Annotated in this window: 15 protein-coding genes and 1 pseudogene; 10 read left to right on the top strand and 6 right to left on the bottom strand. The window is 63.2% G+C overall.

All coding sequences use genetic code 11. The annotated features are described in order from the left end of the window. The first annotated feature begins 20 nt into the window (after positions 1–20). From hflK to RMO23_RS17140, 8 genes are all read left to right on the top strand, one after another. Complete coding sequence (hflK, locus tag RMO23_RS17175) at positions 21–1,451, top strand: FtsH protease activity modulator HflK (RefSeq protein WP_309683954.1); 1,431 nt, start codon at positions 21–23, stop codon at positions 1,449–1,451. A gap of 11 nt (positions 1,452–1,462) precedes the next feature. Beyond that, on the top strand, positions 1,463–2,380 hold the full coding sequence (hflC, locus tag RMO23_RS17170) for a protease modulator HflC (protein WP_309683953.1): 918 nt from the start codon (positions 1,463–1,465) through the stop codon (positions 2,378–2,380). Between the two features lie 6 nt (positions 2,381–2,386). Next, positions 2,387–2,575: a DUF2065 domain-containing protein gene (locus RMO23_RS17165; RefSeq protein WP_309683952.1), complete on the top strand. Its 189-nt coding sequence runs from the start codon at positions 2,387–2,389 to the stop codon at positions 2,573–2,575. A 141-nt stretch (positions 2,576–2,716) separates the two neighbouring features. Next, entirely contained in the window at positions 2,717–3,907 is a 1,191-nt protein-coding gene (locus RMO23_RS17160; RefSeq protein ID WP_309683950.1) for an ATP phosphoribosyltransferase regulatory subunit, read from the top strand. A 76-nt stretch (positions 3,908–3,983) separates the two neighbouring features. Continuing rightward, entirely contained in the window at positions 3,984–5,324 is a 1,341-nt protein-coding gene (locus RMO23_RS17155; RefSeq protein ID WP_309683949.1) for an adenylosuccinate synthase, read from the top strand. Positions 5,325–5,403: 79 nt separating this feature from the next. Continuing rightward, positions 5,404–5,928: a phosphoribosyltransferase family protein gene (locus tag RMO23_RS17150; RefSeq protein WP_309683948.1), complete on the top strand. Its 525-nt coding sequence runs from the start codon at positions 5,404–5,406 to the stop codon at positions 5,926–5,928. Between the two features lie 161 nt (positions 5,929–6,089). After that, the gene (locus RMO23_RS17145; RefSeq protein ID WP_309683947.1) at positions 6,090–7,283 is read left to right on the top strand and encodes a PLP-dependent transferase; all 1,194 of its coding nucleotides are present in this window, start codon (positions 6,090–6,092) and stop codon (positions 7,281–7,283) included. Between the two features lie 18 nt (positions 7,284–7,301). Then, complete coding sequence (locus RMO23_RS17140) at positions 7,302–7,472, top strand: hypothetical protein (RefSeq protein ID WP_309683946.1); 171 nt, start codon at positions 7,302–7,304, stop codon at positions 7,470–7,472. Positions 7,473–7,632: 160 nt separating this feature from the next. Here RMO23_RS17140 and RMO23_RS17135 read toward each other — a convergent pair whose 3' ends face one another. The 3 genes from RMO23_RS17135 to RMO23_RS17125 all read right to left on the bottom strand — a co-directional run bounded on the left by RMO23_RS17135 (position 7,633) and on the right by RMO23_RS17125 (position 10,507). Further along, positions 7,633–8,766: an SMP-30/gluconolactonase/LRE family protein gene (locus tag RMO23_RS17135; protein WP_309683945.1), complete on the bottom strand. Its 1,134-nt coding sequence runs from the start codon at positions 8,764–8,766 to the stop codon at positions 7,633–7,635. Positions 8,767–8,840: 74 nt separating this feature from the next. Beyond that, positions 8,841–9,896 carry a tRNA 2-selenouridine(34) synthase MnmH gene (gene mnmH, locus RMO23_RS17130; protein ID WP_309683944.1) on the bottom strand — a complete coding sequence of 352 codons (1,056 nt, stop codon included), beginning with the start codon at positions 9,894–9,896 and terminating at the stop codon, positions 8,841–8,843. Next, entirely contained in the window at positions 9,893–10,507 is a 615-nt protein-coding gene (locus RMO23_RS17125) for an arylesterase (protein ID WP_405041626.1), read from the bottom strand. Before RMO23_RS17125 ends, mnmH begins: the two co-directional genes overlap by 4 nt. Positions 10,508–10,616: 109 nt before the next feature. Here RMO23_RS17125 and RMO23_RS17120 point away from each other — a divergent pair, with 109 nt between their 5' ends. Further along, positions 10,617–11,366, top strand: a complete 750-nt coding sequence (locus tag RMO23_RS17120) for an ABC transporter ATP-binding protein (RefSeq protein ID WP_309683942.1) — start codon at positions 10,617–10,619, stop codon at positions 11,364–11,366. Positions 11,367–11,557: 191 nt separating this feature from the next. On the opposite strand, the gene RMO23_RS17115 is transcribed toward RMO23_RS17120, so the two are convergent. The 3 genes from RMO23_RS17115 to RMO23_RS17105 are packed head-to-tail and all read right to left on the bottom strand — an operon-like array spanning position 11,558 to position 14,698. Beyond that, positions 11,558–12,331, bottom strand: coding sequence for a metal ABC transporter permease (locus tag RMO23_RS17115; RefSeq protein WP_309683941.1), 774 nt, complete (start codon positions 12,329–12,331; stop codon positions 11,558–11,560). Then, positions 12,328–13,245, bottom strand: a complete 918-nt coding sequence (locus RMO23_RS17110) for a metal ABC transporter solute-binding protein, Zn/Mn family (RefSeq protein WP_309683940.1) — start codon at positions 13,243–13,245, stop codon at positions 12,328–12,330. Before RMO23_RS17110 ends, RMO23_RS17115 begins: the two co-directional genes overlap by 4 nt. 25 nt (positions 13,246–13,270) lie before the next feature. Then, complete coding sequence (locus tag RMO23_RS17105) at positions 13,271–14,698, bottom strand: hypothetical protein (RefSeq protein WP_309683939.1); 1,428 nt, start codon at positions 14,696–14,698, stop codon at positions 13,271–13,273. Positions 14,699–15,390: 692 nt separating this feature from the next. On the opposite strand from RMO23_RS17105, the pseudogene RMO23_RS17100 reads away from it, so the two are divergent. Beyond that, a pseudogene (locus tag RMO23_RS17100) lies at positions 15,391–15,529 on the top strand (23S rRNA (guanosine(2251)-2'-O)-methyltransferase RlmB); the annotation flags it as partial.

The raw sequence follows: 15,529 nt of genomic DNA, 5'->3' as shown, positions 1-15,529 counted from the left end.
AATAAAGCGAGTTTGATCCCATGAATCTGAACCCCGTGCTGCAGACGTTGACGACCTGGCCAGGTCGGCTGAAACAACGCGCCCAAGGCATGTTTAACCTCAATGATCCGCGCTGGGGGCGTGACGACGACAACAAGCCCTCGTCCGATGATGCCAAGCCGGAGGCGCCGCAGGGTGACAAGCAGCCGCAGCGGCCGCCCAGCCGGCCGCAGGGGCAGGGCCCTAACCAGGGCCCGCCAGATCTGGACGAACTCTGGCGTGACTTCAACCGCAAGCTCGGTGGCCTGTTCGGCGGTGCCAAGGGCGGCGGCAACGCCGGCCGCAACGCTGGCGGCTTTGGTGGCGGCAACAACGGCGGCAGTGGCGGCGGTTTTCAGCCCGACATGAAAAGTGCCGGCATAGGCATGGGCCTGATTGCCGGTGTGGTGGTTCTGATCTGGCTGGGCACCGGCTTTTTCATCGTGCAGGAGGGCCAGCAGGCCGTCATCACCCAGTTTGGCAAATACAACTCCACCGTTGGTGCGGGTTTCAACTGGCGTTTGCCGTACCCGATACAGCGCCACGAGATCGTGGTGGTGACGCAGATCCGTTCGGTCGATGTCGGGCGCGACACCATCATCAAGGCCACCGGCCTGCGCGATTCGGCCATGCTGACCGAAGACGAAAACATTGTTGAAATCAAGTTCGCGGTGCAATACCGCCTGAGCGATGCGCGCGCCTATCTGTTTGAAAGCAAGGACCCGGCCGCGGCCGTGGTGCAGGCGGCTGAAACGGCGGTGCGTGAAGTGGTCGGCAAAATGAAGATGGATTCGGCCCTGGCCGAGGAGCGCGACCAGATCGGGCCGCGCGTGCGGGTGCTGATGCAGACCATTCTGGACCGCTACAAGGTCGGCGTTGAAGTGGTCGGCATCAATTTGCAGCAAAGCGGTGTGCGGCCACCGGAGCAGGTCCAGGCCGCATTTGACGACGTGCTCAAGGCCGGCCAGGAACGCGAGCGCGCCAAGAACGAAGCCCAGGCCTATGCCAACGACGTGATTCCGCGGGCCGTCGGCTCGGCATCGCGCCTGAAGGAAGAGTCCGAGGCCTACAAGGCGCGCATCGTGGCGCAGGCCGACGGTGACGCCCAGCGCTTTCGCTCGGTCCTGACCGAGTACCAGAAAGCGCCGCAGGTCACCCGTGACCGCATGTACACCGACGCCATGCAACAGGTCTACACCAACGTCACCAAGGTGCTGGTGGACTCGCGCCAGGGCTCCAACCTGCTGTACCTGCCGCTCGACAAGATCATGCAGCTGAGCGCTCAAGGCGGTGCCGCAGCCGCTGCCGATGCCACGCTGGCACCGGGTGCCGCAGCATCAACGGTAACGCCCATGGCACCCGCCAGCAGCGGCGCGCCGCTGGATGCCCGCACGCGTGATGCCGCCCGCACCCGCGAACGTGAAACCCGCTAAGGAAGAAAAAAGTGAATAGAGTTGGATTTATCGTTTCTTCCTTGCTGGTGTTGCTGGCGCTGCTCAGCTCGACCCTGTTCGTGGTCGATCAGCGCCAGTTTGGCGTGGTCTATGCCCTGGGGCAGATCAAGGACGTGATTACCGTGCCGGGGCTGCACGCCAAACTGCCGCCGCCATTTCAGAATGTGTCGTACATCGACAAGCGCCTGCTGGTGCTGGACAGCATCGATGCCGAACCGATGCTGACGGCTGAAAAACAGCGCGTGGTGATTGACTGGTATGTGCGCTGGCGCGTGACCCAGCCGACCGAGTACATCCGCAATGTCGGGCTGGACGAAAAAGCCGGTGCCAACCAGTTGAGCCGGGTCGTTCGCAATGCGTTCCAGGAAGAAATCAACAAACGCACGGTCAAGGACTTGCTGTCGCTCAAGCGCGAAGCCCTGATGGCCGATGTCAAGCGCGAGGTGCAGCAGGTGGTGCAGGGCGCCAAACCCTGGGGCGTCGAGGTGGTCGATGTGCGCATCACCCGCGTCGACTATGTGGAATCCATCACCGACTCGGTCTACAAGCGCATGGTGGCCGAGCGCCAGCGCGTGGCCAACGAGCTACGCTCGACCGGCGCGGCCGAAGGCGAGAAAATCCGCGCTGACGCAGACCGTCAGCGCGAAGTGACAGTGGCCAATGCCTACCGCGATGCCCAGAAGGTCAAGGGCGAGGGCGATGCCCAAGCCGCCGGCATGTACAACGAAGCCTTTGGCCGCGACCCGCAGTTTGCCCAGTTCTACCGCAGCCTGGACGCTTACAAGGCCAGCTTTGCAAAGAAGGGCGATGTGATGGTGCTCGACCCGTCCTCTGACTTCTTCAAGGCCATGCGCAGCTCGGGCTCCGGCACGTCCGGCAGCGGCGCGGCGGCACCCGGCAAAAAATAAACCGGCGTGGACGGCAACACGCTCTGGCAGGCACTGGCCCTGATGCTGGTGATCGAAGGACTGTTGCCGCTGGTCGCGCCCAATCGCTGGCGCGGCATGTTTGAGCAAATCCTCAGGCTCGGCAACGGCCAGATCCGGTTTTTCGGGCTGTGCAGCATGGCCGCCGGCCTGCTGTTGCTGCTGTTTCTGGCCTGAATTGCACGCCGGCCAATGTGCCGCCAATGCCCCGGCCGGCGCTTCAATTTGCGCGCCGCCCGCCCGCCTCGACACTGGCGCGGCAAAAAGCGGCCTCAAGCCCGGTAAAATCTCGTTTTTAACAGCCCACGAAAAGTCACAATGCCCGCCTGGTCGTCATCATGGCAATTGCCCGATCAAATTGCCGATGTCCTGCCCTCCGAGGCGCGTCACATCGAAGAGCTGCGCCGTCTGTTTCTGGACACCGCCCGCAGCTATGGCTATGAACTGGTCATGCCGCCGCTGCTGGAGCACCTGGAGTCGCTGCTCACCGGCACCGGCGAAGCGCTGGACCTGCAGACCTTCAAGCTGGTCGACCAGCTCTCGGGCCGCACGCTGGGCCTGCGCGCCGACACCACGCCGCAGGTCGCCCGCATCGATGCCCATTTGCTGAACCGCCAGGGCGTGGCCCGGCTCTGCTATTGCGGACCGGTGCTGCACACCCGCGCCGACCGGCCGCTGGCCACCCGCGAACCGCTGCAGTTTGGCGCCGAAATCTACGGCCACGCCGGGCTGGAGGCTGACCTGGAAGCCCAGTTGCTGGCGCTCGAAGGCCTGAAGGCCGCCGGCGTCACCGAACTCGCCGTGGACATGGCCGATGTCCGCATCGTCAGCAGCCTGCTGGCGGGCGCCACCATCAGCGCCAAAACCCTGGCGCTGATCCATGCCGCGCTGGCGGCCAAGGATGCGAGCGAACTGGACAGCCTGTGCGCCAGCCTGAAAGACGGCATTTCCGCTGCGGCGCGCGAAGGGCTCAAAGCATTGCTGCAACTCTACGGCGATGAAAAAGTGCTGATCGAGGCCGAGAAAGCCCTGCAGGCCACGCCCGGCGTGCGTGAGGCGCTACAAAATTTGAAGTGGCTGGCATCCCACACGCAAGGTCAAAAAGACGAGGTCAAGGTCAGCTTTGACCTGGCCGACCTGCGCGGCTACGCCTACTACAGCGGCACCCGTTTTGCCATTTACGGGCAGGGCGCCGAGCTGGCGCGCGGTGGCCGTTACGACGAGGTCGGCGCCGTGTTTGGCCGCAACCGACCCGCCGTCGGCTTCAGCCTGGATCTCAAAGAGCTGGTCAGCGTGCTGCCGCCCCGGCCGCTGAGGGCCGCCATACGGGCGCCCTGGGGCGAAGACGCCGGCCTGGGCGCCGCCATTGCCCGCCTGCGCGCCGGCGGCGAGACCGTGGCCTGCGTGCTGCCGGGGCATGAGCATGAGGTCAATGAATTCAACTGCGACCGCGAGCTGGCCCACAGCGCCGGCCAATGGGTGGTCCAGCCCCTGAAAAAAGCGGCCTGAAGCTGCCGGCACGCATCCGGTTTTAATCCGGCCTTGAACCCGCTTTTCCAACGAATCCTTAACGAGAAACCAGAAGATGACAAACAAACCAACCGCAACCGCGGGCCGCAACGTCGTGGTCGTGGGCACCCAGTGGGGCGATGAAGGCAAGGGCAAGCTGGTCGACTGGCTCACCGAAATGTCGCAGGGCGTGGTGCGTTTTCAGGGCGGCCACAATGCCGGCCACACGCTGGTCATCAATGGCGTCAAGACCGCCTTGCACCTGATCCCCAGCGGCATCATGCGCCCCGGCGTCAAGTGCTACATCGGCAACGGCGTCGTGCTGTCGGCGGCCAAGCTGTTCGAGGAAATCGAGGGCCTGGAAAAGGCCGGCGTCGAGGTGCGCTCGCGCCTGCGCATCAGCGAAGCCTGCCCGCTGATTCTGCCTTTCCACGCGGCGCTCGACATTGCCCGCGAGACCTTCCGCGAACAGGGCGGCACCGCCAAAATCGGCACCACCGGCCGCGGCATCGGCCCGGCCTACGAAGACAAGATCGCCCGCCGCGCGCTGCGCGTGCAAGACCTCAAATACCCCGAGCGCTTTGCCACCAAGCTGCGCGAGCTGCTCGACTTGCACAACTTTGTGCTGACCGGCTTCCTCAATGCGCCGGCGGTTGACTTTGACACGGTCTACGACGAAGCCATGCGCCACGCCGAACTGCTCAAGCCCATGATGGCCGACGTGTCGCGCGAGTTGAACGACGCGCACCGGGACGGCGCCAACCTGCTGTTCGAAGGCGCGCAGGGCACCTTGCTCGACGTCGATCACGGCACCTACCCGTATGTCACCTCCAGCAACTGCGTCGCCGGCAACGCGGCCGCCGGCGCCGGTGTCGGCCCCGGCATGCTGCACTACATCCTGGGCATTACCAAGGCCTACTGCACGCGCGTGGGCGGCGGGCCGTTCCCGACCGAACTCGACTGGGAAACCCCCGGCACCGTCGGCTACCACCTCAGCAACGTGGGCGCTGAAAAAGGCGTGACCACCGGGCGCAGCCGCCGCTGCGGCTGGTTTGACGCGGCCCTGCTCAAGCGCTCGGCCCAGGTCAACGGGCTGTCGGGCCTGTGCATCACCAAGCTCGACGTGCTGGACGGCATCGAGGAGCTCAAGCTGTGCACCGGCTACGAACTGGACGGCCACATCACCGACATTTTGCCCATGGGCGCCGACGACATTGCCCGCTGCCAGCCGATTTACGAAACCCTGCCCGGCTGGAGCCAGAGCACGGTCGGCGTGACCGAGTACGACAAGCTGCCGCCGGCCGCCCAGGTCTATCTGCGCCGGATTGAAGCGGTGACGGGCGTGCCGATCGCCATGATTTCCACCAGCCCCGACCGCGACCACACCATTCTTGTGCACAACCCCTACATCGCCTGAAGCAGCGGTTTTTTCAATCAAACAGGCCTTTAGCCCTGGCGTTACGTGCTTAGGCAGCTATTAAATCAGGAGCAATTTCATGTTGACCGAAGACGGCAAGCATCTCTATGTCAGCTATGACGAATACCACAGCCTGATTGAAAAACTGGCGATCAGGATTCACCAGTCGGACTGGCAGTTCGACACCATCTTGTGCCTGGCGCGGGGCGGCATGCGGCCTGGCGATATTTTGTCGCGCATTTTTGACAAGCCGCTGGCCATCATGTCCACCAGCTCCTACCGGGCCGATTCCGGCAAGACCCAGGGCAACCTGGACATTGCCCGCTTCATCACCACGCCCAAGGGCGAAATCGCCGGCAAGGTGCTGCTGGTCGACGACCTGGCTGATTCCGGCGTGACCCTCAAGGCCGTGATTCACCAGCTGCGCACCAACTACCAGCCGATTACCGAGCTGCGCAGCGCCGTGATCTGGACCAAGGGCGTATCCAGTTTTCAGGCCGACTACTCGGTCGAAACGCTGCCGACCAACCCCTGGATTCACCAGCCGTTTGAAAGCTACGACGCGCTGACGCCCGCGCAACTCATGGCGAAGTGGAAGATATAGCCCCCACGGTCGCTCGCTGCGCGTAGCTCTCTGCCCCCCGAGGGGGCGCTGCGCCTGCGGCCCGGCGAAGCCGGTTCCGCGGCCCCTGCTTGGTTTAAGTCAGACGGGGCTCGCGGCACCTCGTCCTCAACGCGTTTTGAGGGGGCCGTTAACATAGCTTAATGAGCAACATCTCCACCCAGCTGATTCACCACCCTTACACGCCGCCGGCCGGTTTCCAGGCCGTTTCGCCGGCGGTGCACAAGGCTTCCACCATCATCTTTCCCAGCGTCGCGGCGCTGCGCAGCCGCGACTGGAAGCACAAGACCGGCTACACCTACGGGCTGCACGGCACGCCCACCACCTTCACGCTCGAAGAGCGCATCGCCACGCTCGAGGGCGGCAAGTTCTGCACGCTGGTGCCCAGCGGCCTGGCGGCGGTGGTGCTGGTGGGCATGGCCTTGCTCAAGTCGGGCGACGAGGTGCTGATTCCCGACAACGCCTATGGCCCGAACAAGGCCTTCGCCCATGGCGAACTTGCCGCCTGGGGCATCAGCCACCAGTTTTACGACCCTATGCAGCCGGCCGATCTGGCGGCCCGGCTCAGCGCCAAAACCCGGCTGGTCTGGCTCGAAGCGCCGGGCTCCATCACGCTGGAGTTTCCCGACCTGCCGGCGCTGGTCGCCGTCATCCGGGCGCACAAAACCCGCCACCCCGAAGGCATCGTCAGCGCGCTCGACAACACCTGGGGCGCGGGCCTGGCGTTCAATGCTTTTGCGCTGGGCGCCGACATTGCCGTGCAGGCGCTGACCAAATACCCCAGCGGCGGCGCCGACGTGCTGATGGGTTCGGTGGTGACCCGCGACGAAGTCCTGCATCACCTGGTGCACTTTTGCCACATGCGGGTGGGCTTTGGCGTGAGCGGCAACGATGCGGAACTGGTGCTGCGTGGCCTGAACACCATGGCGCTGCGCTATGCCGCCCAGGACGCGGCGGCGCGGCAACTGGCCGGCTGGCTGCAGACCCAGCCGCAGATCGCGGCGGTGCTGCACCCCGCGCTGGCCGGCTCGCCGGGGCATGACACCTGGAAGCGCGACTGCACGGGCGCGGCCTGCCTGCTCAGCGCGGTGTTTCAGCCCGACATCCCCCAGGCGCAGATTGACGGCTTTTGCGACCGCCTCAAGCGCTTCAAGCTGGGCTACAGCTGGGCCGGGCCCATGAGCCTGTGCGCGCCCTATGACGTGCCCGCCGTGCGCACCACGCCGTGGCCGCACGAAGGGGGGCTGGTGCGCTTTTCGGTCGGTCTGGAGGGGGTAGCCGACCTGCAGGCGGACATTGCGCAAAGCCTCAAGGCAATGCAGTACAGTAAGGGCTAAATTTCATGAAAGCAGTCTGTGGCAACTCCTAATTATTCCTACGAAAAACGCCAGAAAGAGCTCGCCAAAAAGCGTAAAAAAGAAGAAAAACTCAAACGCAAGGCCGAAGGCAAGCCCGACGAACCCGATACCGATGAGCTGCCCGAAGGCGGTCCGGCCGACACGCCGCCGGCCGAGCCCGCGCCCTGAACCGGCGCTGCAGCTCAAATAATCAATGAAATAGGCCTATAGCCCATATAGGACGTGCGCATACAGCTATCAATTTTATAGCTAACACATAACACCAAACCCCCAAACCCTGCCGCAGCCAACGCCCCAAACGGTGCTGGTGACGCAGGGTTTAATGTTTTCAGGGTTGCTGCGGCTTGAGCATCCAGCCCAGCGCCCTGGCGTGCAGGCTCTGGAGGTAGAGGCGGTCGGCGGTCTCGGTGACGCCTGTGGTTTCGGGGTAGGCGCCGCTCGGGTCCTGCAGGTTGGTGAGGATTTTGCCGTCTTCGTCAAACGCCAGCACATGGCCGTAGTCCTTGGGAATCGGCCACAGCATGCGCGGCAGCCGCAAGGTGACCTTGCGCATGAAGGGCTTGCCGGCCAGCTTGTCGATGGTCGGATTGCGCGGCTTGACCAGGCCCAGCCAGATTTTTCCGCCGCCGGGGGCGGCCATCAGGTTGTCGGGGTAGCCGGGCAGGTTGTCCAGCAGCACGCGCGCCTGGGCCGGGTCAAAACCGTCCCGGCTGACATCGACCTGCTTGGCACCAACAGCGATTTTCCAGACCCGGTACTTGCCGGTTTCACTGACGAACAGGTGCTGCCCATCGGCGCTCAGGGCCACACCGTTGGCAAACGCCAGGCCCCTGGCCACCACGCGGGTGCTTTGCCTGGCGGGGTCGTATTCAAGCACCCGGCCGCTGGACGACTGCTCCAGAATATCGAGCACGCTGGCCTCAAACGTGCCGCCCCATTGCTTGGCGCCAAAGCGGGTGGAGGCGTCGCTGAAATAGATTTTGCCGCCCGCCGCCGGATTCTTGGCCACCACCACCGCATCGGCATAGCGAATCGGATCGCCGTCGACGTTGCTGGTCAGCAGGCTGATGCGCCGGTCGGGCGCGATTGACAGCAAGCCCAGCAGGGCGTCGGCCGCCACCAGGTTGCCGGCGGCATCAAAGTCAAAGCCCAGCACCCGCCCGCCGGTGTTGACGAACACTTCCCGGGCGCTGCCGTCGGGTGCCATGCGTAAAATGTTGCCGCTGGCCACCGCCACATAGAGCTTGCCGTCGGGGCCGATGGCGACATGCTCCGGGCCTTCGTCGGCGCCCAGCGAGATCATCTGCAAGCCGGCCAGCTTCTGGTTCACCGCAAACGGCCCGACATAACCCGTCGCAACCGGGGGCGTCCAGACGACGGGCTCAACCGGCACCGGCCAGAAACAGAAATAGGCCAGCGCCAGCAACAGCAGCGCGGCCAGCGCGGTAAAGGTTTTTTTCATGCGCCGGTTCCCTCGTCTTTTGGTTGGTCAGACCATGGGCTGGCCTGCTGAACCGGATTATGGGCGGCGCTGGCTCAGTCCGTCAGCAGGGTTTGCGCCAGCGCCGTCATGGCGGCCACGCTGTGGTCGCGCGGTGCCAGCACGCGCGCCGCTTCATAGTGGCTGAAGTTGCGCCGCATCGACTGCAGGTACACCGGGTCGTAATGCTTGACGAGCAACTCGCGCACCACCGAGGCAATGTCGCCGCCGCGCACGCGCGCCTGCCAGTCGTGCACGGTTTCCTTGCCGCGCGCCTCGGTCAGGGCGCCCAGCCGGTCGCAGAAAAATTCGCTGTCTTTCACGAAAAAATCGTAGTCTTCCAGCAGCAGCGCCACCCGTTCGTCCTCGGGCAGGTCCAGCTGCAGGCAGGGGCTGGCGCGCATCGCGGCAATCAGGCCTTCGGGCACCGCCACGTTGCCGACCTTTTTGCTTTCGCTTTCGATGTAAACGGGCCGCGCCGCGTCAAAGCCGCGCAGCCTGGCCCAGATCAGGCTGTCAAAGGCCTTCTGGCTCGGCTGCGGCACGCCCGGAATCATGCCCAGCACCGAACTGCGGTGATTCGCCAGTGCTTCCAGGTCCAGCACCTGCGCGCCTTGCTGGGCCAGGGCCTGCAGCAAGCGCGTCTTGCCCGAGCCGGTGGTGCCGCACACCACCTGGTAGTGCAAGCGCGCCGCCAGCTGCGGCAGGTCGGCCACCAGCGCGGCCCGAAAGGCCTTGTAGCCGCCATCGACCAAGGTAACCCGAAAGCCGATCTGGTCCAGGATCAGCGCCAGCGAGCCGCTGCGCTTGCCGCCGCGCCAGCAGTAAATCAGCGGCTGCCATTCACGCGGCTTGCCCAGCACCTCGCGCTCTATGTGCGCCGCGATGTTCTTGGCGACCAGCGCGGCGCCGCGCTTTTTGGCCTCGAACGCGCTGATCTGCTTGTACTCGGTGCCCACCAGCTTGCGCTCGTCGTCATGCAGGCTGGGCCAGTTGATGGCGCCGGGCAGGTGGTCTTCGGCGTACTCGCCCTCGCTGCGCGCGTCGATGATGTCGGAAAAACTGGAAAGGCTGCCAAGCACCTGCCCGGCGGAAATGCGTTCAAGGCTCACGGGATGAGTTTCTTCAGTTCGGGCAATACATTGGCCAGCATTCTGGCCTGCGATTGCTCGTTGGGGTGGATGCGGTCGGCCTGAAAGTTGGCGGCCGAGTCGTCGCTATCGGCAATGCCCTTGAGCAAGAACGGCACCAGCGCCACTTTTTCGGTCTTGGCGACCTTGCTGAACAGGCCCGAAAAGCTCGCGGCATAGGCGCCGCCGTAGTTGGGCGGCACCTGCATGCCGACCAGCAGCACCCGGGCGCCGGCCTGTTTGGCGGCCTGGGTCATGGCCAGCAGGTTTTTTTCGGTCATGTCCAGCGGCAGGCCGCGCAGCGCATCGTTGCCGCCCAGCTCGATCACCACCGTGGCCGGCTTGTGCTGCGCCAGCAGCGGCGCCAGCCGCGAGCGCCCGCCCGAGGTGGTGTCGCCGCTGACGCTGGCATTGACGACTTTGGCCGTCTTGCGGTCGCTGGCCAGCTGCTTTTCCAGCAGCGCGACCCAGCCGCTGCCGCGTTTCAGGCCGTATTCGGCGCTCAGCGAATCGCCCACCACCAGAATCGTGGCCGGCGGCTTTTGCGCCGCCGCCGGCCCGGGTACAACGAGCACGCCCAGAACGACCGCCATGGACAGCAGAAGCAGCGCGCCCCAAGGTTTTAGCCAGCGGCGGCTTGCGCCGGCGGCAAGCTTGTTAAAGTCGGCAGTCATGGATTTCACGTTATCTGATAAGGCTGACATGTTTGAACCTCTTGTTGGCGCCGCTGGCGACGCTTCTGCAACTTCCGCGGGCGGCTTGGCCTCTTCAATTATTTCCGTTGAGCATGTTTTCAAGTCGGTCAGCGACTCGACCGGCACCCTGAGCATTTTGCGCGATATTGACTTTGCGCTGGCCCCGCGTGAAACCGTGGCCATTGTGGGGGCATCGGGCTCGGGCAAAAGCACGCTGCTGTCCATCATCGCCGGGCTCGACACCCCCACCCAGGGCACGGTGCGGCTGGCCGGCCAGGACCTGTTTGCCATCGACGAAGACGACCGCGCCGCGCTGCGCGCGCAAAAAGTCGGTTTCGTCTTTCAGAGCTTTCAGCTCATGGGCAACCTCAGCGCGCTGGAAAACGTCATGCTGCCGCTGGAACTGGCCGACAAGCGCAACGCCAGGGCGTTGGCCACCGACATGCTCAAGCGGGTCGGCCTGGGCGAGCGGCTAGGCCATTATCCCAAAGTGCTGTCGGGCGGCGAACAGCAGCGCGTGGCGCTGGCCCGCGCCTTTGTGGTCGAGCCCGCCGTGCTGCTGGCCGACGAACCCACCGGCAGCCTGGACTTCGCCACCGGCGAAACCGTGATGCAGCTGATGTTTGACCTGAACCAGGAACTGGGCACCACGCTGGTGCTGGTGACGCACGACCCGGCGATTGCCGCGCGCTGCAAGCGGCGGATCACGATTGAGGCCGGGCAAATCAGTAATATTTCTGGTCATATTGGCCTCTAGCCCAGCTATATAGGTCATAGTGCGCTACTAATAATATAGCAACCAATGTGGCGGCGAAAAACCGGGGTGCAGGACTTGCGCGCCAGGTCGGCTTCCTGGCCCATGGCGCGGTCACGCGGATGGGTCGGATTCGTTCACCGAAAAACGCCCGCGGCGCATAGTTGACAACTGAAACCGTCATAGCAGCCCACTTATCCTCTGCTCTTTTGGACAGGTCTCACGACTATTGCTGCTACCAAGGCACACGCCGCTAAAGTCCACACAATCACGGCGCCCGAGGGAAGGTCAAACAGCGCGGACAAGGCCAGTCCAAGGGCGTAAGCCACTGCGCCTATTCCCCAGGCGATAACGTAACGGCGCGGACCGCGAAGCTGCCCCGTGCCAAGCGCCGGAATGATAAGGCTGGAGAACACCAGGTAAACCCCCACCACCTGCACCGAGGCCGTCACGGCCAGCGCGAACATGGCGTAGAAGCCGAAGCGCCCCAGCCTCTTGACCCATCCCAGGCGCAGTGCGAGTAACAGCAGAGCAGATACACCCCCAAGCCACATCAATTGGGTTGTGTTGACCCAAAGAATTTGCCCGACCAGCAGATCTTTCAGGTGCTCGCCACCGTGCGGGTTGCCCGCCAGCATCAAGATGCTGGCACAGGCAGCGAGAATGAACATCACCCCAATCAGCGCTTCCTGTTGCTTGGGAGCACGCCGCTCGGTCCAGGTCAGCAACAATGCGCCGAGCAAAGCGGCACTCACCGCTGCAACCTGCACGGCAATGCCTCCCTCCGGCATGCCCAGCGTGTCTGCAGCAATGACGCCGAGACCAGCGATCTGCGCTATTGCAAGGTCGATGAAGACGATGCCTCGGTCCAGCACCTGGGTGCCCAGCGGCACATGCGTTGCGAGCACCAGTAGTCCAGCAATAAAGGCCGGGCCGAGGATGCCCCAGTCAAGTGCGCTCCAGTTCATGGCTTGGCCGCTGTTGCCAGTAGCCGGGACAGCGTGTCATCGAATAAACCGAACAGGTCTTTCGCGCCATCGGTGCCGCCGACGGTGAAAGGTATTTTCACGGCGGGCACGCCAGCATTCTTGCTCAGCCACTCGGCAGGTTTCGGGTCCTGGTAGGCCGAGTACAGCGTCATACGGGCCGGTGAGTTCTTCAATGATGCGAGCACGGCCTGTAAATGCGAAGCGGTGGGTTCGACGCCTGGCTTGGGTTCCAGCACCGCAACTTCCTTGAGTCCCAGCCATTCGTACAGGTAAGCAAAGGCCTTGTGTTGTGAAACGACGGCCACTCCCTTGAGCGGTGCAGCCTGCAGAGTCCAGCGACCAGTGGCCTGTTGCCAGCGTCCGGAAAAATCCTTCAGGCGTTGCGCATACTGCGGCGCATGGGCGGCATCCACTTGCTGAAGCCGGGCGCCCAAAGCAGACGCCACCTGGCTGATATTGCGCGGGTCGGTCTGAATGTGAGGGTTTCCCGCAGCGTGCACGTCGCCTTGCGAGCGATCCAGTTGACCCGGAACGTCGAGCTTTCGTACAAAATCAGCCGCCGCGAAGTTGCCGGGCTGTCCGGGCTGAACCTTTGCGTTACCCGACTGCTGCAGCAACACCGGCAGCCAACCAATCTCCAGTTCAGCACCTGTACAGACGACAAGGTCAGCGTTGCGCGCCCGCGCAATGAGGCTAGGCTTGGCCTGAATCTGGTGCGGGTCCTGCAACGCACTGGTAGCCACCGATACCTCGACGAGATCGCCACCGAGCTCCTGGGCCAGCGCCCCCCACTCGGGCTCGCAGGCAAAGACACGCAGCGCCGCATGCGCGGGAATAGTCAGCAGCACCAGTGGTGCGGCCAGCATGGCAAATACTGTTTTTCGATTCATCATGGGATGCTCCTTGTTGGGTAAATACCTAGTACCTATGGGCGCCGTGTGCGCCCAGGCTCATTTGGTACTGGAGGAAGACCTGGTTATCAGCAAGACCCTGTCGTGAGCGGTCCTGGGCAAACTGCAGGCGCACGCGTGAGAATTCACTGGGGTTGTAGTCGAGCATGAGCGAATTCTTGCTAGGCTGGTAACCGCTATTGGCGAGTGACGCGGCATTAGTTCCGAAGTCTGGCCTGCCAGGGTTCAAGCGTTCGGTGCGCAGTCCGACTCGCCAGCTCGGCATAAATTGATAAATGCCTTGCAAATACCAGCCGGACTGGACTGCGCGATAAGCGCCGGGAACATTTGCATTGCCCACGTCATAGCTGAGGCTGCCACTGCGGTTGCTGCGCAGATATTCGCCTTGCAACTTGAAATTGGTCTGGGTCGCGTTTCCGTTTGGCGCCCATTTCCAGACCCCGTCTACTACCCAGACGCTCGTGTTCCCGCTAAATGCGTTGGTGACCATATTGCCCATCACGTCGATGGACGTCAGGCTCTGGTTGTTGGCCTTGGTGGCCAAGCGTGAAATACCTGCACGCCAGTTTTGGCTATCGCCAATATCGCCACCCGTATGTGCGATCAACGCCGTCATGCCTGCGCCGTTTCGTCCAGTATTGCTGCCGGGAAAGCCGCGTCCACGGCCAAGCTCCAAACCCAGTTCAAGGTACTGATCGGTGGGCGCAAGCCAGTTGAGTTGCACGCCGTCGTCGCCGTATTGCGTGCCAAGGAAAGCCTGGTAAGCTAAGGGGTTGTCTGCAAAATCCCAGGTGTGGGCGTGCTGTGGGTTGAGGTAGCCGACACCGGAAAAAAAGCGGCCGGCCTTCAATGACAAACCATGACCCAATGAGGTGGTTTGTATGAATGCCTCTTCAACCGACACCGTGTCATCGGCGTGCAGCGAGATGTTGGCCACGCCACGCAGCCAGGGATCGATATTCGCTGTCAGACCGAGTTCCGATTCAGCGAGACTGAAGCCGCGCGACCCGGGCCCCGCAGCGCTGTCCGTTGGCAATTGAACACCCGTGATGCGGTAGGTGGCAGGGTCCTGGGATGTGCCGGTATAGCCGCCGGAGAGGATGAGAGATATTGCGGGATTGAAAGCGTTGGCGCCACCAGCAGCTGACGATGCCGCAGCTGTGACTTGCGATGCAGGCGGTGGCGCCGTGGATGAAATACTGCCAGGTTCGCTAGCAGCCGCGCTCCTCGAAGCTTGCGCTTGCTCGGCGACTCTTTCGGCAGCCATGAGGCGCTGCTCAAGGGCCTGCAACCGCGCCTCATAGGCGGCGCGCATGGCATCGACTTCTTGCCGAAGCCCCTGTATGTCGGATGGTGTGTTTGAGGGGGTGTCGGCCACGGCGCAAAATGGCGCGGCCAGGGCGAGCGCGATGCTCACTGGCATGAACTTATTCATGAGTTATCACTCCGGACTATGACATTGAACGGCTTCCAGCCGCGTTGTCCGCGCTTTGGAAGCAAGGATACAAGGATCAGTTCGGAGCGAAAGGAGGGGCGCGGCTTTCGTAGGCCCGCTGCGTAAGAGCAAGCCGGACGTGGCTGGAATCGATCCCCGGTGCCACTCGTGGCACTGCGATTCGGGGTGAGACGACTGACCTAACGGGAACTGCGCCGCCCGTCAGCGCCTCTGCAACCTGACAGAGGCCGCAGCGATCATGCATATGTACCTGATCGCCATTCGTTTTATCGGCTTCAACCGAATGAACGTGTGAAAGCAGATGCCAGGTCGCAACTGTCTGCGCGATGGGCAGGAGCAAGACAAGCCCAAGCAGCCAGGCAAAGCGGCGTTGGAGAAAAAGGCTTGTATGAGTTGTCGACATGAACGATTCAATATTAGCAGCTACCCATGTCAAAACGGGCACTTGACCAAGATTCCAGGAACGACCGGCTAGACCGCCAGACCCTGCTAGACGTCGGGACTACAAGCCTGGCCGGGAGTTTTCGCGGGTTCACCGGTCGGCAGGCGACTGTTGGCTTTTGAGCATTCCGCACTGCCTGCAACTGGCTGAATCCTGTCGTTTTGGCAAAGCAACCTTAACCACCGACAGGCTGCAGTCTGACCCAAGGGTCCAGCAGCGATAACCCTGCATGTCTTCTTCCCCCAAAGTTCTATTCGGCTTTCATGCCGTGGGCGTTCGCCTGAAAACCGCCCCCAAGTCGGTGCTGGAGGTGTTTTTTGATGCCTCGCGCCGCGATGCGCGTATGCGCCAGTTCACCGACCGGGCGC

It is taken from the genome of Polaromonas sp. (genome assembly GCF_031411155.1).
Classification (GTDB): domain Bacteria; phylum Pseudomonadota; class Gammaproteobacteria; order Burkholderiales; family Burkholderiaceae_C; genus Polaromonas.
Note: the sequence above shows the minus strand (reverse complement) of the source record. Positions and strands in the feature narration are given on the sequence as shown.

Bases quoted from the DNA above. Each gene is read 5' to 3' on its own strand.
- RMO23_RS17160 (WP_309683950.1), top strand. From the start codon at position 2,717: ATGCCCGCCTGGTCGTCATCATGGCAATTGCCCGATCAAATTGCCGAT.
- RMO23_RS17120 (WP_309683942.1), top strand. From the start codon at position 10,617: ATGTTTGAACCTCTTGTTGGCGCCGCTGGCGACGCTTCTGCAACTTCC.
- RMO23_RS17105 (WP_309683939.1), bottom strand. From the start codon at position 14,698: ATGAATAAGTTCATGCCAGTGAGCATCGCGCTCGCCCTGGCCGCGCCA.
- RMO23_RS17125 (WP_405041626.1), bottom strand. From the start codon at position 10,507: ATGGCGGTCGTTCTGGGCGTGCTCGTTGTACCCGGGCCGGCGGCGGCG.
- RMO23_RS17145 (WP_309683947.1), top strand. From the start codon at position 6,090: ATGAGCAACATCTCCACCCAGCTGATTCACCACCCTTACACGCCGCCG.
- hflK (WP_309683954.1), top strand. From the start codon at position 21: ATGAATCTGAACCCCGTGCTGCAGACGTTGACGACCTGGCCAGGTCGG.
- RMO23_RS17155 (WP_309683949.1), top strand. From the start codon at position 3,984: ATGACAAACAAACCAACCGCAACCGCGGGCCGCAACGTCGTGGTCGTG.
- RMO23_RS17150 (WP_309683948.1), top strand. From the start codon at position 5,404: ATGTTGACCGAAGACGGCAAGCATCTCTATGTCAGCTATGACGAATAC.
- RMO23_RS17110 (WP_309683940.1), bottom strand. From the start codon at position 13,245: ATGATGAATCGAAAAACAGTATTTGCCATGCTGGCCGCACCACTGGTG.
- RMO23_RS17115 (WP_309683941.1), bottom strand. From the start codon at position 12,331: ATGAACTGGAGCGCACTTGACTGGGGCATCCTCGGCCCGGCCTTTATT.
- RMO23_RS17135 (WP_309683945.1), bottom strand. From the start codon at position 8,766: ATGAAAAAAACCTTTACCGCGCTGGCCGCGCTGCTGTTGCTGGCGCTG.